Raw genomic sequence first — 21,216 nt, forward strand, 5'->3', positions numbered from 1 at the left:
CCCTTCATCGGCACCGCGGCCACCGACCTGCCCCCGGCAGGCGGCCTGGCCGCCACGTGGTGGTGGCCGAAACCGCAGGTGGGCAACACCCACCCCGGGGCCACCTCACCCCTCGGCATGGTCTCGGCCTGTGCCTACTCCGGTGCCTACCCGACCGGTTACGGTCGTTACGCCAAGAACACCGAAGGCGTGCCCGAGGAGATGTTCGACCGTCTCCAGGCCAGCGGGTTCACCCACTTCCAGCAGTCGGGCACCGGCGCGATCCGCAAGTACTACAACTACGTGCGGGTCACCCCGATGGTGCAGCCCCTCGACGACCTCGGCCAGTCGTGGTCGTTGTCCGACGAGGAGGCCTCGCCCGGCTACTACGCCGCCACCCTCGACACCGGCATCCGGTGCGAGGTCACGGTCGGCCAGAAGGTGGCCGTGCACCGCTACACCTTCCCGCGGCACAGCAGCGCCCGCGTGGTCGTCGACCTGTCGTGCGGCGGGCTCGCCATCGACCTCGGCCGCACCGTCCCGCTGCGGGCGCAGGTGGAGAACATCGGCCACGGCCAGGTGCAGGGCACCGTCGTCATGGAGGGCGTGCCGCTGTCGGTGTACGTCGACGTCGACGCCCCCGGCTGGCGGCAGATGCTCTGGTACGACCGCCGTCTCATCGACGGCGGCACCCGGCTCGACTTCGACAGCATCCGGCACACCACGCTGCGCCCCTTCGGCATGCTCTACATGGGCCCCACGCGCGCCGGGCAGACGATCGAGGTCCGCATGGGCTTCTCGCTGCGCGGCTGCGACCAGGCCAAGCGCAACCTGGAGCGCGAGACCGGCCTCGGCCAGCCCTCGTTCGACATCGTCAAGCTGCGCACCCGCGCCCGCTGGGGCGACCACCTCGGCCGGGTCAAGGTCGACGGCGGCACCCCGGCCCGCCAGACGGTCTACTCCACCGCGCTCTACCACTCGCTGATCAAGCCGTGCATCGTCGACGACGAGAGCCCGTTCTGGCCGAGCAACGGGCCCTACGCCTTCGACGTCTGCACGATGTGGGACATCTACAAGACCCAGCTGCCGCTGCTGATGGCCATCGCGCCCGACCGCGCCTCCGGCCTGCTCGAATCGCTGATCCGGGTCTGCGAGGAAGAGGGCAACTTCCCGATCGGCTACCGCATGGCCCGCGGCGCCGACCGGTTCTTCCGGCAGGGCAGCGCGCTGGCCCACACCGCGCTCGCCGACGCCCACGCCCTCGACCTCGACGGCATCGAGTGGAGCTGGGCGCTCGTCCACATGGCCGACGACCTGCGCCGCATGTACGGCGAGGACTTCTTCGAGCACGGCGTCGTCCACCCGATCACCCACACCCTCGACCTGGCCTACGGCCACCACCTGACCGCCCAGCTGGCCCGCGCGCTCAACGACACCAAGCTCGCCGACGACCTGGCCCGCCGCGCCCACGGCTGGGTCAACGCCTTCGACCCCGGCACCGGCCTGCTGCGCGACTCGGAGTTCTACGAGGGCGGCAAGTGGAACTACTCGTTCCGGCTGCTCCACGACATGGCCGCCCGCATCGCGCTGGCGGGCGGCGACGCCGGCTTCATCGGCAAGCTCGACCGGTTCTTCGGCTACGGCGCGGCCCCGGTCAAGCAGGCCGGGCGGCGTCCGCAGCCGGTCGAGATGGCCGCCGGCTACGCCCTCAACCGGTTCGAGGGCCTCAACAACGAGCCCGACATGGAGGCCCCCTGGGCCTACCACTACGCGGGCCGTCCCGACCGCACCGCCGAGGTGGTCCACTCCGCGCTCACGTGGCAGTTCGGCACCGGCCCCGGCGGCCTGCCCGGCAACGACGACTCCGGCGGCCTGAGCTCCTGGTACATCTGGGCCTCGCTCGGGTTGTTCCCGGTGGCCGGGCAGAACCTCTTCCTGATCAACGCGCCCGCGTTCGAACGGGCCGCGCTGCGGGTAAGAGAAGGCGAGTTCGTCATCGAGACCAGCGGCCTCAAAGAGGCGCCGATCAGCTCCGACGGCGCCGAGCATGAGCCCCCGGTCCAATACGTCCAGTCGGCCACCCTCAACGGCCGTCCACTGGATGCGGCCCACCTGACTGCCGCGACCGTCCATCGGGGCGGCAGACTGCACCTGCGACTCGGCCCCGAGCCATCGGGATGGGGGCGGGGTGTCCGCCCGCCGTCCCTGTCCGATTCCCCTGCGCTATCGGAGGAGACTCGATGACCCACCCCCGTCGCCGCCTTGTGATCGTGGTCAGGGCCGACCCGGTCATCTGCGGCCATTCCGGCGAGGCCCGCAACCTCGCCGAAGTGGCGCTGACCCGTGGTTACGACGACGTCAGGCTGCTGACCTGGCCCATCCCGGCCCTCCAGGCCGCCGGGCTGCCGTTGAAGCCGCTCGACCGGCTGCTGCCGTACAGCCCCGGCATCACCGTCGAACGTCCCGAACCCGTCGGCGACTACCGCGTGCCCGACGGCCGCCACCTGGCCGGCCTGACCGGGCGTCTGGTCGAACTGCTGGCCGAGCCGGTGCCGACGACCTGCCTGTCGATGTACATCGTGCCGCACGCCAACGTCGTGCTCGACGCCGTCAACGCGGCCCGGGCGGCGGGCTTCAACCCCAACGTCCGGACCATCGTGAAGGCCGTCGGCTCCGACGTCACCAACGTGATCCGCAACTGCCTGCGCGACAACCACTTCGGGGCCGCGACGGCGCTGTTCACCACGTTCCTGGCCAACGACGAGGTCGTGGCCGTCTCCGACTACACCCGCGACGAGATCATCGACGCGGCCGGGCAGGTCGACGCCCACGTCGGCACCACGTTCGCCGAACAGTGCCGCCGCCGGGTGACGGTCAGCTACCCGCCGATCGACTCCTCGGCGTTCCTCGACCCCGACCCGGCGCTGGTCGACGCCGCCCTCGCCCACCGCGGCCTCGAACGCGACGGCTATCTGCTGTTCCTGTCCCGGGTCACCCCGGCGAAGGGCATCTTCGACCTGCTGGCCGCCTACCGGCAGGCCCGCAGCCGCGAGAAGGTCAAACTCGTGGTCGCCGGCACGGGCACCGCGCTCGCCCAGGTCCAGGCGATCGCGGCGGCCGACGAACACGTCGTCGTCCTCACCGACGTCGACGACAACGAGAAGCCCCTGCTCATGCGGGGCAGCGCGGCCTACGTGCTGCCGACCAAACCCGAACCCGACTTCGTCGAGACGTTCGGCATCGCCCTGGCCGAGAAGATGCTGGCCGGCGGCGGCCCGATCATCACCACCGACACCGGCGGCACCCTGGAGGCGGTCGGCGACGCCGCCATCATCGTCGACCAGGGCGACGTCACCGGCATCGCGGCCGCGATCGACCGGGTGGTGCTCGACATGAACGGCACCGAACGCCGTGAGCTGGAACTGCGGGCCCGCGACTGGGCCATGCAGTTCGACCGCGCGGCCGTCTTCGACGACCTGTTCCCCGAGACGGCCCTCCGCCAGAGCGCCTGACCGCGATCGACGCCGGCCCGGACGGATCACTTGCCGCCCGGGCCGGTTCATTTCAGCGGCAACACCGCGCGCACCGCGAAGCCGCCGTCCATCGGCCCGGCGGCGAGGGAGCCGTGGAAGAGCGCGGCCCGTTCGCGCATGCCGATCAGGCCGTGGCCGCCCTGAGTGTGCGGCGCGGGCCGGAAGCCGTCGCGGGGCCCGTCGTCGGTGACGTCGACGCGCAGCTCGCCCGGCCCGTGGTCGATCGTGACCGCCACCCGGGTGGGCCCGGCGTGCTTGAGCGTGTTGGTCAGCGCCTCCTGGACGATCCGGTAGGCCGACAGGTCGAGGCCCGCCGGCAGCGGCCGGGGGTCGCCGGTCACCTCGACGCGCACGTCGAGCCCGGCCGTGCGCGACTGGTCGACCAGCTCGCCGACGCGGGCCAGGCCCGGCTGCGGGAGACGGCTGTCGGTGGCGGGGCCGCGCAGCAGGTGGAGCATGCGCTGCAGCTCCTCGACCGCGCCCCGGCCGGTCGCCTCGATCTGGGTCAGCGCCTCGCGCTCCCGTCCCAGGTCGGCGGGCAACCGCCGGCGCAGGCCGCCCGCCTGCATGACCATCATGCTGACGCTGCTGGCGACGATGTCGTGCAGCTCGCGGGCCAGCCGGGCCTGCTCCTCGGCGACGGCCTCCCGCACCAGCTGCTCGCTGCGCGCCACCACGGCGTCGGTGCGCTCGTCGGCCCGGCGCGCCATCACCTGGTAGCGGCGCACGCCCGCGCCCGCCCCGCCCGCGATGGCCGCCATGCCCGCCGCGATGGCGTAGTCGGCGAACCCGGCCCCGCCGTACGTCAGGCCCATGGTGGCGACGAAGACGGTCGTGGCCGCCACCCCGAACAGGGCCCGCGCGCTGCGCAGCCGGGTCTGGCTGAGCACGGTGAACAGGAAGAGCAGCTCGGTCAGCCACTGCCAGGCGGCGGCGTCCTCCAGGGTGAACACGAAGACCGCGCACGACACGACCGTGTAGACCGCGGTCGTCGCGATGGGGGCGGCCCGGCGGAACAGCACCAGGACCGCGGTGACGATCCCCCAGGCCACCCACACCGACGGGACCGACCGCTCGGCCAGGTTGGTGCCGCCCGTCAGCTCCTCGATGACGGCGAACAGCCCGACCGCCCCGGCCACCAGGCCGTCGGCGGCGTTCAGCCGGGTACCTTGCACGAGATGAGCGTAGTGCGGCTCAGGTGGCGATTCGCCGCCGAATGTACGCCGACGACTGGTCGACCGCGATCACCAGCACCAGCACGACGAGGATGTGCGTCACCATCTCGTCGAACCGGAACAACCTGATCGACTGGTTGATCAGGAACCCGATCCCGCCCGCCCCCACCAGCCCCAGGACCAGCGACGACCGGACGTTCACGTCGAACCGGTAGAGCAGCAGCCCGAGGAACTGCGGCACGACCGAGGGGAGCACGGCGTGCGCCGCCGACTGGATCTTCGACGCCCCCGCGACCGTGAGCGCGTCGCGCGGCCCGAGGTCGATCTCCTCCATCGCCTCGGCCCACAACTTGCCCATGACCCCGGTGTTGTGGAAGATCAGCGCCAGCACGCCGGCGAACGGCCCGAGGCCGACGGCGGTGACGAAGACCAGCGCGAACACCACGTCGGGGACCGCCCGCAGGAACGACAACAACGAGCGCGCCGCCTGGTAGGCCCACACGCCCGGGGTGGTCGCCCGGGCCGCCAGCAGCGCCAGCACCAGCGCGAACGGGATCGAGAGCGTGGTGCCGAGCAGGCCGATGCAGAGCGTGACGAGCGCGGCCGCGACGCTCGGCCCGAGCACCTCGCCCGACAGGTCGGGCGGGAGGGCCTGGGCGAAGAAGTCGGCCATGCCCCGCCAGCCCTGGACCAGGGTGGCGGGGGAGAACTCGGTCGCCTGCCAGGCGAGCACGTGGACGCCGACGACCACCACCGTGATCACGGTGGCGAGGGCGGAGGGTCCCTTCCGCCGGGGCGGGGCGGGTCGAGGGGTGCTCATGGCGTGCCCGTGGCGTACAGGACGTCGAGATCGGCGATGTCGGCGGGCGGGGCGTCGACGACCGCGCGCCCGCTCACCATGCCGACCACCCGGTCGGCATACCGCCGCGCCAGCGCGGGCTGGTGCAGCACCGCGCCCACCGCGAGGTGCTGGGCGTGGGCGAGGTCGGCGAGCAGCGCGACCACCTGGTCGGCGGCGGAGGGGTCGAGCGCCGACACCGGTTCGTCGGCCAGCACCACCCGGGCGCGCTGGCACAACGCCCGCGCGATGGCCACCCGCTGCTGCTGGCCGCCCGACAACCTCCCGGCCGGTTCCCCGGCGCGGGAGGCCAGCCCCACCCGGTCGAGGCAGGTCATCGCCTCCTCGCGCAGGTCGCGCGGGAACAACACGGGCGCCAGCGAGTGCCGCAGCGGCAGCCGCCCGAGCGCCCCGGCGCAGACGTTGTCGAGCGCGCTGCGCCGTTTCACCAGGTGGATCTGCTGGAAGACCATCGCCGGACGGCCGTCCATGACGACCCGGCCGCCGTCGGGGGTCTCCAGCCCGGCCACGCAGCGCAGCGCGGTCGACTTGCCGCAGCCGTTCGCGCCCAGGAGGGCCACCAGTTCGCCCGGCCGCACGACCAGGTCGAAGTCGTCGAGGACGACCCGGCCCGCGTACGACTTACGCAGGCCGGCGACCTCCAGCATCAGACGTCCTTCTCGGTCAGCCCGAGCGCGGTGGCCAGGTCGAACAGCGGCTTGTAGGTGTCCTCGGTGACTGCGGCGAGGGGGCCGGGCGGGGTGACGTCGAGGAACTCGCCGACCTTGGCGACGTCCTCGGGGGTGAGCTTGAGCAGCGCCGCGGCGACGGCGTCCCGGAAGGCCGGGTCGAGCTTGCCGTGGACGGTGATCGGGTCGTTCGGGATCGGGGCGGAGGTCCAGATCCGGCGGAACTTCGACGCGTCGAACACGCCCTCGCCGGTCGAGGTGGCCAGCTGCTGGCTGTTGATCTCGGCGGCCTCGACCTTGCCGTTGGTCAGCGCGAGCAGCGCCTCGGGGTGGCCGCCGGCGTAGTCGATCTTCACGTCGGCGTCGGCGAGGCCCGCCTCGCGCAGCGCGTAGCGGGGGAGCGCGTCACCGCTCGTGGACCCGACGCTGGACAGGGCCAGCGACTTCCCCCTGAGGTCGGTGATCGTCTGGATAGGCGAGCCGGCGGGCACCCAGATCCCCGCCGTGTACGTGGTCAGCGCCCCCTTCGCGTCGGCGAACGAGGCCACCGCGACGGCGTCGGCCTGCTGGTGGGCGAAGACGTATCCGAGGGGCCCGAACTGGGCCATCTCCAGCTGGCCGTTGCGCATGGCCAGCACCTCCGCCGAGTAGTCCTCGACGATCTTCAGCTCGACCGGGCAGTCGAGCTCCCGCTCGACGGCCTTGGCCAGCACCTGGTAGGCGGGGGTGAGCTTGGCCGGGTCCTCGTAGGGTTCGACGCCGAAGCGGATGCGGCCGTTGGGGCAGGTCGCGCCACCTTCGGCGGACGTGCCGCCGCCGCAGCCGGTGACGACAAGGGCGAGCGCCGCGGTCGCGGCGGCGAAAAGTCGGATGTGCACCGTACGACTCCAGTCAGGTGAGCAATTCGTCGAGCACGCGGGGTGCGAGCCCGAACGCGGTGGTCATGCCGATTCCGGAGGTCACCGAGACCACCCGGACACCGGGCACGGGGGAGACGTCGAGGAACGGCCGGTCGGCCGAGGCGTACACGCCGCGCCAGCGTTCCCGCACGTCGAGGCGGGCCACCCCGAGCAGGCGGGCGATCTCGTCGAGCACGAACCGGTCGAGTTCCTCGGCGTTGAACGGGTCGAGCGTCGTCGCGTAGCGGTGGGTGTCCCCGATGGTGAGGTCGCCGTCGGGCCGCTGGGTGAACATGAGGTTCAGGCCCGCGTCCACCAGATGAGGGCTTTCGGCTTCGAGCCGGGCCCGCACCTTCGGCGCGGTCGGCAGGGTGGCGAACCCGTCGTAGCGGAGCATGGAGAAACCGGTCAGCACCGCCGGGTCGAAGTCGTGCGGAACCGGGTTGGCGACCCGGAGCATGTGCAGGGCGCAGCGCCGGACCCCGAACCGCCGCGACAGGTCGGGGAAGTGCCGGTCGACGTCGTGCCCGACGCAGACCACCACCGCCTTGGCCGTGATCGGCCCCCGGGAGGTGCCGACCAGGCCCGGCTCGATGGTGTGCACGCTGGTCTCCCAGAGGAAGGTGACGCCCTGGCCGGCCAGCCACCGGGCGACCGCGCCGACGGCCTCACGCGGGTCGACTCGGATGTCGAGCGGGAACAGCGCCCCGCCGACCGCCTCCACCGGCACCTTCCCGGCGGGCAGCAGCACGACCTGGTCGCCCCGCTCCTCCCGGAACTCCTCCAGGACGGCCATCTCGTCGTCGTGCCGCGCGGCCAGCACCGTGCCCGACTCCCGGAGCCAGAACCCGGCCTCCCGGGCCAGCCGCACCCAGGTGGCCCGGGCGTCGATCGCGTAGCCGAGGGCCGCCCCGGCCTGCGCGGTCACGCACCCGTGACCGAAGTTGCGGATCGACGCGCCGGTCGCGTGCCCGTCCCGTTCGACGACGGCGACCGTCAGGCCCCGGCGCACCGCGTCGACCGCGTGCGCCAGCCCGACGATGCCCGCACCCACCACCACGACATCCACATAACTTGTCATGACAGGTACGGTGCTTGCCTTCGGGCACCCTCGTCAACACCTGTCACCCGGAGTTCGTTTGCCCGTCATTTCGGCAGGATGTGATGCCTTCATGCCTGTAATGTCAGGTGACATGGATGGTCCCCTGCACGAACGGATCGCGGCCGATCTCCGCCACCGCATCGCCTCCGGCGACCTGGCGATCGGCTCGGCCCTGCCATCGGAGTCACAGTTGTGCGACCAGTGGGGCGCGTCCCGCGCGCCCGTGCGCCAGGCCCTGGCGGCGCTGCGCGCCGACGGCCTGATCGGCGGCGGCCAGGGCAAGCCGCCCGTGGTCCGGTCGACGGCGGTCAGCCAGCCGTTCGAGACGTTCCTGTCGTTCTCCCGCTGGGCCCGGGACCTGGGCCGCACCCCCGGCCAGCGCACTATTGAGATCGCCCGCCGCGCCGTCTCGCCCGAGGCGGCCGAGGCGCTGTCGTTGTCCGAGGGCGAACCGGTCGTCGAACTGCTGCGCCTGCGCCTGCTCGACGGCGTGCCGGTGATGATCGAGCGCACCACCTTCGTCTGGCCGGTCGGCCGCCTGCTGTTCGACCACGACTGCGACACCGGCTCGATCTTCGCCTACCTGAGCGGCCAGGGCGTCGACCTGGCCCGCGGCCGCCACGTCATCGACGCCGTCAACGCCGACCCCACCGACGCCGAACTCCTCGAGATCCCCGCCGGAGCCGCCCTGCTCCGCGAACGCCGCCACACCTCGTCGGCGGCCGGCGAACCGATCGAGTACTCCGACGACCGCTACCGCCCCGACGCCGTCTCCTTCACCGTCGAGAACTCCCAGCAGGCCCGCCCGGCCCTGCTGCGCACCCAAGGACTGGTCTCATGATCGAACTCGTCGTCCTCGACATCGCCGGCACCACCGTCGAAGAACACGGTTCCGTGTACGACGCCCTGGAGGCCGCCGTCCGCGCCGCCGGCGCCACCCCGACCGACGCCGACGTCAACCGCTGGATGGGCGCCGACAAACGCGAGGCCATCGCCGCCCTCCTCGGCGCGCCCTCCGAGGCGGTCTACCTCGACTTCCGCGCCCGCCTGTCCGCGCTCTACGCGTCGAAGCCGCCGTTCCCGCTGCCCGGCGTGCCGGAGGCGGTGACCCGGCTGCGCGCCGCGGGCGTGAAAGTGGCCCTGACGACCGGCTTCGACCGCGAGGTGACGACGGCGCTGCTGGAGTCGGTGGGCTGGACCGGCTTCTTCGACGCGGTGATCTGCGTGGACGACGTCCCGGCGGGCCGTCCGGCGCCCTACATGATCTTCCGTGCGATGGAGGCGACGGGCGTGACCGACGTCCGCCGCGTGCTCACCGCCGGCGACACCGTCCGCGACCTGGAGGCGGGCGCCAACGCGGGCGCGGCCATGGTGATCGGCGTGTTGACCGGCGCCCAGAACGCCCACGACCTGGGCCCGGTGGCGCACACCCACCTCCTGCCGGGCGTCGCCCAGATCCCCGATCTCGTCCTGCCCCGGGCGGGCGCATGACCGCCGCCGAGCTCGCCGCGCACCTCGCGTCTCTGGGCGTCGACGTGCACTCCATCGGACGCGACCTCGACGAACGTTACTGCCTCGTCGAGGCGGCCGACGGCTGGCACGTCTACTACAGCGAACGCGGCCAGCGGTCCGGCCTGCGGGTCTTCCGCGACGAGGACGCCGCCTGCCGCGCCCTGCTCCGCGACGTCCTCGCCGACCACGGGGTTCAGGCGCGCCTGCGGACCTCGGGGAACTCCGGCTCCGGAACCTGACGGCCGCGCAGGTGCCGGTCCAGGAACCAGGCCGTGTACGTCCGGGTGATCTCGACGGCCCGCGCGCCGTCGAGCGGCTGGGACGGCAGCCCCACCTGCCCCCGGAGGACCGCGTAGTCGGTGAAGGACGAGTGGTCGGCGCCGGACACCTCCAGCCACGTCTTCGGCTTCGCCCGGACGGGCGGCCAGGTCGTGTCGGTCCGCACCGCGCCCATTAGCAGCACCGGCCCGGGCAACGGCGGCGCGTCGGGCAGCAGGGTGCCGTCGAAGTCGACGGCGGCCCGGATCGACGGCCGGGCCGCCATCGTGTGCACGGCGGCGTTGCCGCCCATCGAATGACCCGCGACCGCGACCCCGTCGACGCCGAACCGCCTCTTCACCTGATCGACGACGAACGTCAGGTCCCTGACCCGCCCGGCCGAGACCTGCGCGCCGAGCTCCCTCGTCTGCGCACGTTCGCACACCACGCACGTGGTCGTGCGCCCGTCGGGAAAGGTCGTGCCCACCGACTCGTACGTGTGCTCGACCGCCGCCACCAGGTAACCCCGGCTGGCCAGGTCCTCGCCGAGCGACGTCAGGGTGGCCCGGGGAAAGGAGAAACCGGGTGACAACACCACGAGCGGCAGCTTCCCCCTGACCATCGGGGCGCCCGACTGGGCATGGGTGCGGGTCGTGGCCAGCACCCCCGGCGGGATGTCGTCTGCCCCGGGGACGCGGGCCAGGATGTTGGCCGACTCGGCCGTGGTGACGTACCGGAACGGCCGGCCCTTCGAGGAGAGCGCCGGATACCAGACCGTCACCATGAGCTGCCGCGGACCGGACGCCGGCACCCACGGATCGGGCCGCGACCGGTCGACGAGGTGCAGCGCCCTCGCGCCGACGGGGTGCGGGCCGGTGGGAGCGGGCAGGGACGGCGCGGTGACGAGGCCGCTCACCAGCGCGCCGACGGTGAGGATGTCCATGAGCCCACCGTCCCGCGCCGCCGCCGCTCGTCGTCAGCGCCGAAGGTCAGCCGGCGCTACCGACTTCCGGCGGAGGTCGCGGCGACCAGAAGACGGTGGCCCGGCATCAGCTCGTGGGGCAGCGCCTCCTCGGGGAACCAGCCGGCTTCCAGGATCTCGGTCGGGTCGAGCGCCAGGGTCCCGCCGAGCAGCTCGCCCTCGTAGGCGATCTCGACCCGCAACCGGAACCCGCTCTCGACCCGCACCAGCCGGGTGACCCGGGCCTTCAGCCCCGTCTCCTCCATGACCTCCCGCGCGACGGTGTCCTCGAAGGTCTCGCCGCGTTTGGCGTATCCCGTCGGCAACCCCCACTGGCGACCCTCGGGCCAGAACCGGTGCTTCAGCAGCAGGACCCGGCCGTCGTCGTCACGGACGACACCCACCACCCCGACCATGAACGTCGCCTGCGACAACCAGAGCAGGCGCCACTGCACCGCGCCCCCGATCGCCCGCCAGACGGTCGCCGCCAGACTCCTCAAGGCTGCCATCGTCCCGTTCTACACCACCACGCCGGACGTCAGGGCGCGCCTCTCCCGATCTTGACCGCGGCCATCACCCGGTCGTCGAGAACCGTCTCCGTGCCGTCGAAGGCCGGCACCACCCGCGACTCCGCCACGAGCGGGATGGCCCGCCACTCGGCCGGATCGAGCACGGCCAGAATGTCGAAGTGGTCGACGACCAGCAACGTGCCACCGGGCCGGACGGCGGCGGCCAGTTGGGGAACGATGTCCTCCAGCGCGTGGACGTAGTTGGTGCAGACCAGGTCGTATCCGTCGGCGGGTGCGGTCCAGGCGGTCAGATCGACCTGCTGCCAGGTGATCCTCTTGGCGACCTCGGGATCCTCCTCCTCGGCGAGAGCCCGGGCGTGGCCGAGAGCCACCTCGGAGATGTCGACCGCCGTGACCTCCCAACCCCGGCGCGCCAGCCAGATGGCCTCGGCGCCCGGCCCGCACCCGGCGTCGAGGACCCGGCCCGGGGTGAGCGACCGGGCGACGTCGAGCAGGTAGGGGTTGGGCTCGTGGCGCAGGGCTCTGGGGTCGGAGGTCCGGTACTTGTTCTCCCAGAAGTCCCGATCGAACACCTCATCATGATCGGGATGCGCACCGTGCCCATGCCCATGTACGCCCCCATGGCCGGACTCGTGGCCGTGCCCATGGCCGGGCTCGTGGTGGTGCTCATGGTCGGGCCCGTGGCCGTGCCCATGGTTGTGGCCGTGGTCGCGGCCGGTTTCATGCCGCTGCTCGCGCTGTTCGGCCTGCTCTTGGCCGGGCTCATGGGGGTCGACGCGGTCGTGTCGTCCGCCGTGCTCCGCGCCATCCTCCTGCCGCTCGCCCCGCCCATGCCGATGATCGTGCTCTGGGATGTGCTGTCGGCCGGATCCCGGGCTGGTGCCGAGGTTGTGTTCCTCGCCGCGCTCCGGGTCCAGTCCGTGCTGCGTGTCACCACCCTCCGGCCGGTGGCCGAGTTCATCGGTGGTGTTCTTGTGCTGTTCCGGTGTGGTCATGGTCGCCTCGGGTCGATGGGTGTCCGGATTTTTCATGACGTCGCCGCCGCGACCGCCTGGCGGGTCTCCTCCGCGATGAGGTCGCCGTTGATGCGGGCGCCCGCCAGCGCGCCCGCCGAGGCCGACGCCCCCACCTGGGCCATCAGGTCGGTGACGTTCCCCGCCACCCACACCCCGGGCACGTCGGTCTGGCCGTCGGGCGCGGCCGGGATGTGCTCGCCGAAGCCGCCGGGGTGCGGGACGGCCTTGAGGCCGAGCGACTCCAGGAAGCCCACCCGCGCCTCCAGCCGGGTGCCGACCACCACGGCGTCGCGGGGCACGACGGTGCCGTCCTTCAGGCGGACGCCGGTGATGCGGTCGTCGGCGATCTCCAGCGCCTCGACCTCGCCGACCACCACCCGGATGCCCCGGGCGCTCAACTCCACCGCCTGCTCCTCTGCGGGCGGCTCGGCGGTGAAGAGGGTCACGTCGTCGCTGAGCTGGCGGAACATCATCGCCTGGTGGAGGCCCATGGAGGTGGTGGCCAGCACGCCGATCGCGCGGTCCCCGATCTCCCAGCCATGACAGTACGGGCAGTGGACGGCGTCCCGGCCCCACCGTTCCCGCAGGCCCCCGATCTCGGGCAGGACGTCGGTCAGGCCGGTCGTGACCAGCAGGCGGCGCGCGCCGACCTGGCGTCCGTCGGCCAGGGTCACGGTGAACCCCGGGGTCACGCCGACGACCGAGCCGGTGGTGACGTGGCCGCCGTACCGTTCGACTTCGGCCCTTCCCCTGGCCAGCAGTTCGGCGGGCGGGGTGCCGTCGTGGGCGAACAGTCCGTGGACCGCCTCGGCGGGCGCGTTGCGCGGCTCGCCGGCGTCGATGACCAGGACCGATCGGCGGGACCGGGCCAGCATGAGGGCCCCGTTGAGCCCGGCCGGGCCGCCGCCGACCACAACTACGTCGTAGGTTTCTCTCATGCCGCAACTGTGCGGGACATGACGGCGGATGTGCAAACTTGTTTGCCGATATGGCAAACTCGCAGACATGACGGACGACATCGGCCAGGCCCTCGACGCGGTCGGCCCCCGGCTGCGGGCGCTGCGCAAGGAACGGGAGACCACCCTGGCGGCGCTCGCGGAGGCGACCGGGATCTCGGTCAGCACGTTGTCGCGCCTGGAGTCGGGCGCGCGGCGGCCCACGCTCGAACAACTGCTGCCGCTGGCCCGCGCCCACGGGGTCACCCTCGACGAACTCGTCGACGCCCCGGCGACCGGCGATCCGCGGGTCCATCTGCGCCCGACGTTCCGCAACGGCCTGACCATGTTGCCGCTGACGAGGCGGGCGGGCGGCATTCAGGCGTACAAGATCATTCTTGCCCCCGGCGACCGCAGCGCGGAACCGGAGCTGAAGACGCACGAAGGGTACGAATGGCTCTACATCCTCAACGGGCGCATGCGAGTGATCCTCGGCGAACACGACGTGATCATGGAGCCGGGCGAGGCGGCGGAGTTCGACACGCGGGTGCCCCACTGGTTCGGGGTCGCCGGCGACGAACCGGTCGAGTTCCTGAGCCTGTTCGGCACCCAGGGCGAACGCATGCACCTACGGGCCCGGCCGAAGAAGGCCAGGGAGGCCGACCACCTCGACTGAACAGGCGCCGGGCCATGAGGTCGCGCAATGCTCCCGTCCGGTTCGACGGCGTGTCCACCGCGTCTGAACGGGCCGGTTGAACGGTCGGGGGCGCCGGTGCCGGGCCATGAGGTCGCGCAGCGCTCCCGTCCGGTCCGATGGCGTGTCCGCCGCATATGAACGGGCCGGTTGACGAGTCAGGGGCGCAGGCGCCGGGCCATGAGGTCGCGCAGCGCTCCTGACCGGTCCGACAGCACGTCCAGTGCGTCTGAACGGGCCGGTTGGCCAGTCAGGGGCGCAGGCGCCGGGCCATGAGGTCGCGCAACGCCCCCGTTCGGTCCGACAGCACGTCCAGCGCGTCGAGAAACGGCTCGGGGTCGGCCAGGTCGGCGAGCAGTTCCTCCGTCACCGCCTGCCGGGCCGCCCGCCCCGCCTCGATCGCCTCGCGGCCCCGTTCGGTCAGTTCGAGGGCGCGCACCCGCTGGTCATCACCCGACACCCGCCGGGTCACGTACCCGATCCGCTCCATCTCGGCCGCGACCTTGGACGCCCCCTGCGGCGTCATCCCCAGCAGCCCGGCCAGGTCGGTGATCCGGATAGGCCCGGTGAGCAGGTGCTGGAACACGTACCCGTGCACCGAGCGCACCTCCGGATGTCCCGCCCCGGCCATCCGCCCCCGGACCCGTTCGTCGCAGGCGGCGGCGAGGGCGGTGAACAGCAGGGTGAGATCTCTTGACGGCACGTCCGCATCCTCCGATACTCAACCAAGGTTGCACAACCAAGGTTGAAGGAAATCATGAGAGACCTCTTCAAGCAGATCGTCACCGCCGCCCCCGGCGGCGCGGCCCTGGCCGTCTGCCGCGACGGCGAGCTCGTCGTCGACGAATGGGCCGGCGACTGGTCCCGTGACGACGTCGTCAACGTCTTCTCCGTCGGCAAGGGCGTGGTCGCCGCGCTCGCCCACCGTCATCTCACCGGCCTCGACCGGCCCGTCCGCGACTGGTGGCCCGAGTTCACCACCGACTGCACGGTCGCCGACCTGCTCTCCCACCGCGCCGGCCTGCCCGCGATCCGCCGCGACCTCCCCGACGGAGCGCTCTTCGACTGGACCGTCATGACCGAGGCCCTCGCCGCCGAACGCCCGTGGTGGCCGCCGGGGGAGCGGCACGGCTACCACGCCGTCACGTTCGGCTGGCTGGTCGGTGAGGTGCTGCGGCGGGCGACGGGGCGGACCGTCAGGGAGCTCGTCCAGGATCTGGGTATCGACGGGCTCAGCGTCGGGCTGACCGGAAACACGCCGGTCAGGGACGTGCTGCCGCCCGAGTCGCACGGGCCGCCGCCGCGGATGACCGCAAGCGAGCTCACCGTGAAAACGTTTGCGAACCCCGCCGAGCAGCTGACCCCCGGGCTGCCCAACACCGCCAGATGGCGGGCGGCGCAGATCCCGGCCGCCAACGTGCACGCCCACGCCCGTGCCCTCGCCACGCTCTACGGCGAGCTGCTGACCCGGCCGAACCTGGCCGAGATGATCGAGCCCCGGAGCGAGGGGCACGACGAGGTGCTCGGCTCGGAGACCCGGTTCGGGCTGGGGTTCATGCTCGCCAACCCGACCCGGCCGTTCTCCCCGAACCCGCGCGCCTTCGGCCACAGCGGATCCGGGGGAGCGCTGGCCTTCGCCGATCCCGACGAGGGTTTCGCCTTCGCGTTCACCCCGAGCCGCACCCTGCTCACCCCGGCCGGGCCCGATCCGCGCTGGCCCGCGCTCAACGAGGCGCTGTACCGGATCCGAGGACGTCGATAGCCGCCGTCCCGTCCGCGGACACGTTCAGCACGCCCCACGTCGTGCCCGCGACCACCGGGAACCGGCCCGGCCGGGTGGCCGTGACCTCGCCGGTCGCGGGGTCGTGCCGGAAGCCCGTGTAGGCGTCGAGCAGCGACCAGCCGGCCATCGCGCGCACGTAGTGGTCGCCGCACTCGATCTCGTTGAACGGGTTGCGGCGAGTGCCGTCGTAGCGTTCCCGCAGGCCGTCGAGGATGCGGAACGCCTCGTCCGGCAGGCCCTCGTACAGGCAGCTCGCCGCCACCTGATACTCCACGCCGGTCCACACCTCGTCGCAGTAGCGCAGCGGCACGGCGGGCCGTCCGCCGTGCGGCCAGGTGCAGACGACCAGCCCGGTTTCGGTTCCGTCGGCGAACGAGCGGTAACCGTGGGGCTCGAAACCGGTGCGCAGGTTGTACCGCACGATCGATTTCAAAGCGGTCCTGACCCGGTCGGCGGGCAGGATGTACCCCAGGTTCAGCTGGTGCGCCCACCACTGACCGAGCAGCTGGTCCGACAGGCACCCCTGCCCGAAGTCGTGCTCCTCGCCGGTGTCGGGCTGGCCGTAGTACTCGCCCGTCCACAACAACGTGTCGTAGCCGTCGCGCCCGAGCGTGAAGAGTTTCGCGAAACCGGCAGCCAGCGCGGGTTCCACGAGCCGCGCCATCTCCTCCATCGCGCGCAGCGCCGCGAGCCACAATCCGCCGACGAACATGTTCGGTCCGTGCAGGCTGATGTCGTAGGTGCAGGGCTGGTCGCCGCGCAGGATGCCGGTTCCGTCCGGGTCCCAGGTGCGGGTGACGTGCTCCATGAGCCGCCGCAGCGCGGGCCACTGCTCGCGGAGCCAGCCGAGGCCCGATCCGTCCAGAACCGACCTGTACGTCTTGAGCACCGCCCCCAGCATCCCGTCGAGCGCCGGCCGGACCGGCCCCCCGATCGCGACGTCGTGGTACTGCGGCAGGTAGAGCGGCAGCGCCACCCGATGGGGGATCGACCCGTCGGCGGCCTGGATCGCGAACTCCGTCTCCCGCATGTCCCGCCCGAGCGAGGGGAACAGCCGGGCCAGCGCCTGCTCGTAGTTGAAGACGTGGTTGCAGTTCAGCGGGCACGACCCGCCCACGTCCCCGTTCCAGTTCCGGGTGGACGCCCCCAGCGCCCCCTCGAACCCGTAGGCGCGCCCGTCGGCGGTCCGGAACAACGAGGGCGACCGCACCAGCGTGCCCTGCGCCGAGATCACATCCTTGAGGATCTCCGGGAGGTCGCTGTCGGCGACCGCCGACGCCCACGCCCGCGACGTCGCGTCGAGGTGGTCGCGGTCGGCCAGGTAGGCGTCGAGCACGTCGACCGCGCCCCCGAACCGGGTCGCGTAGTGGTTGCCCACCCAGAACCGACTGCCCGCATAGGACGGTGTGGGACCGAAGCGGTCGAAGTCGGCGAACCGGTTGGGGAACCACCAGGCGTGCACGAAATCGATCGTCGCGGTCTCGCCCGGCGCCAGCGCGAAGGCGGCGGCCACGGCGGCGTCCCAGGTGAACCCGGCCGGGCTCGGCCCGGCGGGCGCCCGCAGGGGAGAGGCGCCGTCGGCCAGCGCGGCCCGCAACGCGGCGTCGGAGAAGTCGCCCAGCTGCACCGGCGTGACCAGCTTGACCGTCTCGGCGAAGCGCAGCACCGCCTCGGCGCCGACCGCCCGGGGGAAGGCGACGGCCGGGGCGTCGGTCCACAACAACATCTCGCCGTAGCCCTCGTCGGTCTCGCCGAGCGAGGGGTTGTCCATCAGCACCCCGGTCTGCCCGGGCCTCCTGAGCAGCCGGTTCACGTTGCCGCCGTAGCCCGCGCCGCGGGTGCCGTCGATGGGGGTGACCCCGTCCCAGCCGACCGCGTTCTGCAGCGCGCCCAGCAGGAAGCCGTGCCGGAACTCGGCGCTGGTGTTGGTCACCGTGAAGCGGTAGCGCACCAGCGGCAGCGAACTCGCGTCGGCGTCGAGTGGCACGAACGGGGTGAACGCCGACATCGACACCGCCACCGGCAGCGCGTCGTCCAGGTAGGCGACCTCGGCGAAGGGGTAGGCCGCCTCGAACTTGGTCGCCGTCACGGTCGGCCACGACGGGAGTCGTCCCAGGTCGGGCACCTCGGTGTCCGAGACGTTGGGCGCCGGGTCGGCGCCGGGCGGCACCGGGTCGCCGCGCAGCAGGCGCACCACGTCGTCCGGCGGCTCGGTCGAGGAGACCCGCAGCGCGAAGAAGCTGTCGGGCAGGAAGCCCCGATGGTTGGGCACCCCGCCGAGTTGCCACTGCCGCAACGCCCCGTCTCCGGCCAGCGCCACGTGTCCGGTGCCGAAGCCGCCGAGAGGGAACGCGACCGCGCGCCGGGCCTCCCCGGAGTACCGCTTCACGGCCCCCGCCTTTCCAGGTTGGATTTCGTTGGTCTTGAAATCGATTTCAGGCACGCTAGACGAGCTCATCAGGGGTGTCAAGCGCAGGTATGGTGTGGCGCTATGGCGACGATTTACGAGGTTGCGGCGCTCGCCGGGGTCTCTCCCGCGACGGTTTCCCGGGTTTTCAACGGCAACACCGTCTCCGAGGAGAAGCAGCGCCTCGTCCGCGACGCCGCCCAGCAGCTCGGCTTCACCCCCAACAAGACCGCCCGCAGGCTGCGCAAGCAGAGTTCGGAGATCATCTGCCTGCTGGTGCCCGACATCGAGAACCCGTTCTTCACCGCGCTGGCGCGCGGCGTCGAAGACCGCGCCCAGGAGTCGGGGTTCTCCGTCGTGCTCTGCAACACCGATGACGACCCGGCCAAAGAGCTGCGCTACCTGCAGATCGCCGCCTCCGAGCAGATGGCCGGCGTGATCCTCTCGCCCGCCTCCGACGAGGTCGACCTGGGCGCCATCGCCTCCCTCGGCCGGCCCGTCGTGGCCGTCGACCGCACCACGCCCTACCCGGTCGACGCCGTGAAGATCGACAACCGGGCGGCCGGCATCGCCGCCACGACCGCGCTGGTGGAGGCCGGTTTCCGGCGCATCGCCTGTATCGCGGGCCCGGCCGGGATCGAGGAGACCGAAGACCGCTACCTCGGCTGGAAGCAGGTCGTCACCGCCCGCAAGACCCTGGTCCGCGACGGTTTCCTGCAGCACGCCAACTTCCGCGTCGACGGCGGCCGGTCCGCGATGAAGGCCCTGCTGGAGCTGGTCCAGCCGCCCGACGCCGTCGTCACGACCAACAACCTGATGGCCATCGGCGCACTTCAGGCCCTGCACGAGACCGGCATCGACCCCGAGGACTTCGGCGTCGCCGTGCTCGGCGAACTGCCCTACCTGCTGCCGCCGCCGTCGAGCGTCGTGCAGGTCCGGCTGCCGGCCCGCCACCTGGGGCGGACCGCCGCGTCGATGCTGCTGGAGCGCATCGGCGGCGACACCCAGCCGCTGCGCACGGTCGTGCTGCGGGCCGAGATCGCCCGTCCGCCGTTATCGCTGTAATCGATACCGTCCTGTTACTTGCCTGATCAGTGGCTTCATGAGGTACGTTTCGCGGAGTGCTTGACGAAATCGATTTCTTGCACTTTCATGTGGCGCACGCCACACGTGCCGAGGCCGCAGGGCGGCTCTGGCTCGCGTTGTGCATCTGCCCCAAGGAAAAAAGGACGCAGGCCTATGAACATCCCCCGCCGCAAGGTCGCGCTGGCCTGCGCGACCGCCACCCTGGCGGCGACGGCCCTTGCGGGTTGCGGAAGCGACTCGGAGACGGCGTCGACCGGTGCGAAAGCCCTGGAAGTCGTCTACTGGAACTACGGCCCCGCCGCCGAGAGCGGCAACAAGGCCACCGCCGACGCCTTCACCAAGGCCCACCCCGACGTCAAGGTCACCCTCACCCCCGTGACCGGGGAGAACTGGGGAACCTACTACGCGAACGTCGCCACGCTGATCGCCTCGGGCAAGAAGCCCGACCTGATGGTGATCTCCGGTGAGGGCGCCCAGTTCGTGCACAGCAACAAACTCGTGAAACCGATCAACGAATACCTGGAGAAGGACGCCGGGGCCAAGGCCATCACCGACGACATCGCCCAGGGCCTCATCGACGGCTTCACCGTCAAGGGCGACGTGATCACCCTCAGCTACGGCTGGAACGACATGGTCGTCTACTACAACACCGACGTCTTCCAGAAGGCCGGCGTCGAACCGCCCAAGCCCGACTGGACCTGGGACGACTTCAAGGCCGTCGCCAAGAAGCTGAGCGTCGACACCAACGGCGACGGCACCAACGACCAGTACGGCTTCACCTGGGCCAGCAACGAGATCTTCCCCGGCATCATGCCGTGGGTCGCCAACGCCGGCGGCAACCTGACCAGCGACGACGTCTGCCAGGCCACCGCCGACTCCCCGCAGGTCAACAAGGCCGTGACGTTCCTCAACGACCTCATCAAGGAGGGCGTCGCCCCGGCGCCGATGCCGATGAGCGACGTCTTCACCCGCTTCCAGAACGGGCAGATCGCCATGTTCGGCGCGGGCCGCTGGCCGATCGCCACCTTCCTGCCCGCCGGGTTCAAGAGCTTCGACATCCAGCTCTACCCGAAGGGCGACACGTACAAGACCGTCTTCGGCGGCGCCGGCTACCCGATCCTGAAGTCGTCGCAGAACCCCGACCTGGCCTGGGAATACCAGAAGTTCACGGTCAGCGACGAGATCGAGAAGGGCTACGTCGGCACCCCCGACAAGCCCGGCGACTCCATCCCGTCACGGCGCTCGGTGGCCCACACGATCTCCCAGGTCGGCGTGCCGCCCGCCAACAGCGACCTCTACTACGACAGCATCGACAAGTTCGAGACCCTCGTGCCCTACCCGGCCCCGGCCAAGTACAGCACGTTCGAGTCGACCGTCCTGCGCCACCTCCAGCAGATCTTCGCCGGCGAGACCACGGTCCCCGACGGCCTGAAGGCCATGCAGGGTGAGCTGACGGGCATCGTCACCTGCTGAAAGACCGGGTCCGGCCCCTGAACCCGGACCCGGTTCCCCTCCCAAGGCGGACCATTTTGACCACCAACACTCACGCGACGACCCGCCCCCGGCGCGGTTCGGCCCTCGGGGCGGGTCTCGCGGCCACCATCGATTTCACAGCGACCCGGCCCCCGCACGGCAACGATCGGCGCGCGGGCCGCACGACCTCCACCGACCCCGGGGCGATCCGGCCCCAGCGTGGTTCCGCACCCGACGCCGGCGGCGCGGCGATCCGGCCCCAGCGTGGTTCCGCACCCGACGCCGGCGGCGCGGCGATCCGGCCCCAGCGTGGTTCCGCACCCGACGCCGGCGGCGCGGCGATCCG

20 protein-coding genes and 1 pseudogene are annotated in these 21,216 nt (G+C 71.8%); 10 read left to right on the forward strand and 11 right to left on the reverse strand.

The genetic code is table 11. The features are described from left to right. Positions 1-6: 6 nt before the first annotated feature. The gene (locus AW271_RS01695) at positions 7-2,223 is read left to right on the forward strand and encodes a glycoside hydrolase domain-containing protein (protein ID WP_275935751.1); all 2,217 of its coding nucleotides are present in this window, start codon (positions 7-9) and stop codon (positions 2,221-2,223) included. After that, the gene (locus tag AW271_RS01700; protein WP_062330629.1) at positions 2,220-3,491 is read left to right on the forward strand and encodes a glycosyltransferase; all 1,272 of its coding nucleotides are present in this window, start codon (positions 2,220-2,222) and stop codon (positions 3,489-3,491) included. The genes AW271_RS01695 and AW271_RS01700 overlap by 4 nt, the downstream gene beginning before the upstream one ends. A gap of 47 nt (positions 3,492-3,538) precedes the next feature. On the opposite strand, the gene AW271_RS01705 is transcribed toward AW271_RS01700, so the two are convergent. Genes AW271_RS01705 through AW271_RS01725 form a run of 5 tightly spaced genes read right to left on the reverse strand, consistent with a single transcriptional unit; the run spans position 3,539 to position 8,194 of the window. After that, positions 3,539-4,687, reverse strand: coding sequence for a sensor histidine kinase (locus AW271_RS01705; RefSeq protein WP_062330632.1), 1,149 nt, complete (start codon positions 4,685-4,687; stop codon positions 3,539-3,541). 19 nt (positions 4,688-4,706) lie between these two features. Continuing rightward, a complete protein-coding gene (phnE, locus tag AW271_RS01710) occupies positions 4,707-5,507 on the reverse strand; it encodes a phosphonate ABC transporter, permease protein PhnE (RefSeq protein ID WP_062330635.1) in 801 nt (266 codons plus the stop codon). Further along, complete coding sequence (locus AW271_RS01715) at positions 5,504-6,193, reverse strand: phosphonate ABC transporter ATP-binding protein (RefSeq protein ID WP_062330638.1); 690 nt, start codon at positions 6,191-6,193, stop codon at positions 5,504-5,506. The genes phnE and AW271_RS01715 overlap by 4 nt, the downstream gene beginning before the upstream one ends. Next, positions 6,193-7,092 carry a phosphate/phosphite/phosphonate ABC transporter substrate-binding protein gene (locus AW271_RS01720; protein WP_062330640.1) on the reverse strand — a complete coding sequence of 300 codons (900 nt, stop codon included), beginning with the start codon at positions 7,090-7,092 and terminating at the stop codon, positions 6,193-6,195. Before AW271_RS01720 ends, AW271_RS01715 begins: the two co-directional genes overlap by 1 nt. A gap of 13 nt (positions 7,093-7,105) precedes the next feature. Then, on the reverse strand, positions 7,106-8,194 hold the full coding sequence (locus tag AW271_RS01725; protein WP_062330644.1) for a TIGR03364 family FAD-dependent oxidoreductase: 1,089 nt from the start codon (positions 8,192-8,194) through the stop codon (positions 7,106-7,108). A gap of 112 nt (positions 8,195-8,306) precedes the next feature. Between AW271_RS01725 and AW271_RS01730 the strand changes: the two genes are divergently transcribed. Genes AW271_RS01730 through AW271_RS01740 form a run of 3 tightly spaced genes read left to right on the forward strand, consistent with a single transcriptional unit; the run spans position 8,307 to position 9,966 of the window. After that, the gene (locus AW271_RS01730) at positions 8,307-9,056 is read left to right on the forward strand and encodes a GntR family transcriptional regulator (RefSeq protein ID WP_157553852.1); all 750 of its coding nucleotides are present in this window, start codon (positions 8,307-8,309) and stop codon (positions 9,054-9,056) included. Then, complete coding sequence (locus tag AW271_RS01735; RefSeq protein WP_062330650.1) at positions 9,053-9,706, forward strand: phosphonatase-like hydrolase; 654 nt, start codon at positions 9,053-9,055, stop codon at positions 9,704-9,706. The genes AW271_RS01730 and AW271_RS01735 overlap by 4 nt, the downstream gene beginning before the upstream one ends. Further along, positions 9,703-9,966, forward strand: a complete 264-nt coding sequence (locus AW271_RS01740) for a hypothetical protein (protein ID WP_062330653.1) — start codon at positions 9,703-9,705, stop codon at positions 9,964-9,966. Before AW271_RS01735 ends, AW271_RS01740 begins: the two co-directional genes overlap by 4 nt. On the opposite strand, the gene AW271_RS01745 is transcribed toward AW271_RS01740, so the two are convergent. The 4 genes from AW271_RS01745 to AW271_RS01760 form a co-directional block, all read right to left on the reverse strand. Then, complete coding sequence (locus tag AW271_RS01745) at positions 9,921-10,928, reverse strand: alpha/beta hydrolase family protein (protein WP_062330656.1); 1,008 nt, start codon at positions 10,926-10,928, stop codon at positions 9,921-9,923. The two genes, AW271_RS01740 and AW271_RS01745, sit on opposite strands and share 46 nt — an antisense overlap. A gap of 56 nt (positions 10,929-10,984) precedes the next feature. Continuing rightward, a complete protein-coding gene (locus tag AW271_RS01750; protein WP_062330659.1) occupies positions 10,985-11,455 on the reverse strand; it encodes an NUDIX domain-containing protein in 471 nt (156 codons plus the stop codon). Between the two features lie 29 nt (positions 11,456-11,484). Beyond that, complete coding sequence (locus tag AW271_RS39340; RefSeq protein WP_062330662.1) at positions 11,485-12,048, reverse strand: class I SAM-dependent methyltransferase; 564 nt, start codon at positions 12,046-12,048, stop codon at positions 11,485-11,487. 455 nt (positions 12,049-12,503) lie between these two features. Further along, positions 12,504-13,430, reverse strand: a complete 927-nt coding sequence (locus AW271_RS01760) for an NAD(P)/FAD-dependent oxidoreductase (protein ID WP_083975950.1) — start codon at positions 13,428-13,430, stop codon at positions 12,504-12,506. Between the two features lie 67 nt (positions 13,431-13,497). Here AW271_RS01760 and AW271_RS01765 point away from each other — a divergent pair, with 67 nt between their 5' ends. Continuing rightward, positions 13,498-14,103 (forward strand): helix-turn-helix domain-containing protein, encoded by a 606-nt coding sequence (locus tag AW271_RS01765; protein WP_062330668.1) that lies wholly within the window; start codon positions 13,498-13,500, stop codon positions 14,101-14,103. 268 nt (positions 14,104-14,371) lie between these two features. Here the strand turns inward: AW271_RS01765 and AW271_RS01770 are convergent, their stop codons facing one another. Beyond that, complete coding sequence (locus AW271_RS01770) at positions 14,372-14,824, reverse strand: MarR family winged helix-turn-helix transcriptional regulator (RefSeq protein WP_218007915.1); 453 nt, start codon at positions 14,822-14,824, stop codon at positions 14,372-14,374. 54 nt (positions 14,825-14,878) lie between these two features. Here AW271_RS01770 and AW271_RS01775 point away from each other — a divergent pair, with 54 nt between their 5' ends. Then, complete coding sequence (locus tag AW271_RS01775; RefSeq protein ID WP_062330672.1) at positions 14,879-15,883, forward strand: serine hydrolase domain-containing protein; 1,005 nt, start codon at positions 14,879-14,881, stop codon at positions 15,881-15,883. Here AW271_RS01775 and AW271_RS01780 read toward each other — a convergent pair. Beyond that, positions 15,846-18,293, reverse strand: a complete 2,448-nt coding sequence (locus tag AW271_RS01780) for a GH116 family glycosyl hydrolase (RefSeq protein ID WP_062330673.1) — start codon at positions 18,291-18,293, stop codon at positions 15,846-15,848. The two genes, AW271_RS01775 and AW271_RS01780, sit on opposite strands and share 38 nt — an antisense overlap. 102 nt (positions 18,294-18,395) lie before the next feature. Between AW271_RS01780 and AW271_RS01785 the strand changes: the two genes are divergently transcribed. The 3 genes and pseudogenes from AW271_RS01785 to AW271_RS40510 all read left to right on the forward strand — a co-directional run. Continuing rightward, positions 18,396-19,376, forward strand: coding sequence for a LacI family DNA-binding transcriptional regulator (locus tag AW271_RS01785; protein ID WP_062330676.1), 981 nt, complete (start codon positions 18,396-18,398; stop codon positions 19,374-19,376). Between the two features lie 174 nt (positions 19,377-19,550). Continuing rightward, a complete protein-coding gene (locus AW271_RS01790; RefSeq protein WP_062330679.1) occupies positions 19,551-20,870 on the forward strand; it encodes an ABC transporter substrate-binding protein in 1,320 nt (439 codons plus the stop codon). A gap of 56 nt (positions 20,871-20,926) precedes the next feature. Beyond that, positions 20,927-21,216, forward strand: a pseudogene (locus AW271_RS40510) (hypothetical protein); the annotation flags it as partial.

The organism is Herbidospora sakaeratensis (genome assembly GCF_001570525.1).
In the GTDB taxonomy this organism is placed as follows: Bacteria; Actinomycetota; Actinomycetes; order Streptosporangiales; family Streptosporangiaceae; genus Herbidospora; species Herbidospora sakaeratensis.

What these genes read in the sequence shown, in the direction of transcription:
- AW271_RS01700 (WP_062330629.1), top strand. Translation starts at nt 2,220, where the DNA reads ATGACCCACCCCCGTCGCCGCCTTGTGATCGTGGTCAGGGCCGACCCG.
- phnE (WP_062330635.1), bottom strand. Translation starts at nt 5,507, where the DNA reads ATGAGCACCCCTCGACCCGCCCCGCCCCGGCGGAAGGGACCCTCCGCC.
- AW271_RS01715 (WP_062330638.1), bottom strand. Translation starts at nt 6,193, where the DNA reads ATGCTGGAGGTCGCCGGCCTGCGTAAGTCGTACGCGGGCCGGGTCGTC.
- AW271_RS01725 (WP_062330644.1), bottom strand. Translation starts at nt 8,194, where the DNA reads ATGACAAGTTATGTGGATGTCGTGGTGGTGGGTGCGGGCATCGTCGGG.
- AW271_RS01730 (WP_157553852.1), top strand. Translation starts at nt 8,307, where the DNA reads ATGGATGGTCCCCTGCACGAACGGATCGCGGCCGATCTCCGCCACCGC.
- AW271_RS01735 (WP_062330650.1), top strand. Translation starts at nt 9,053, where the DNA reads ATGATCGAACTCGTCGTCCTCGACATCGCCGGCACCACCGTCGAAGAA.
- AW271_RS01740 (WP_062330653.1), top strand. Translation starts at nt 9,703, where the DNA reads ATGACCGCCGCCGAGCTCGCCGCGCACCTCGCGTCTCTGGGCGTCGAC.
- AW271_RS01745 (WP_062330656.1), bottom strand. Translation starts at nt 10,928, where the DNA reads ATGGACATCCTCACCGTCGGCGCGCTGGTGAGCGGCCTCGTCACCGCG.
- AW271_RS01750 (WP_062330659.1), bottom strand. Translation starts at nt 11,455, where the DNA reads ATGGCAGCCTTGAGGAGTCTGGCGGCGACCGTCTGGCGGGCGATCGGG.
- AW271_RS01760 (WP_083975950.1), bottom strand. Translation starts at nt 13,430, where the DNA reads ATGAGAGAAACCTACGACGTAGTTGTGGTCGGCGGCGGCCCGGCCGGG.
- AW271_RS01765 (WP_062330668.1), top strand. Translation starts at nt 13,498, where the DNA reads ATGACGGACGACATCGGCCAGGCCCTCGACGCGGTCGGCCCCCGGCTG.
- AW271_RS01775 (WP_062330672.1), top strand. Translation starts at nt 14,879, where the DNA reads ATGAGAGACCTCTTCAAGCAGATCGTCACCGCCGCCCCCGGCGGCGCG.
- AW271_RS01785 (WP_062330676.1), top strand. Translation starts at nt 18,396, where the DNA reads ATGGCGACGATTTACGAGGTTGCGGCGCTCGCCGGGGTCTCTCCCGCG.
- AW271_RS01790 (WP_062330679.1), top strand. Translation starts at nt 19,551, where the DNA reads ATGAACATCCCCCGCCGCAAGGTCGCGCTGGCCTGCGCGACCGCCACC.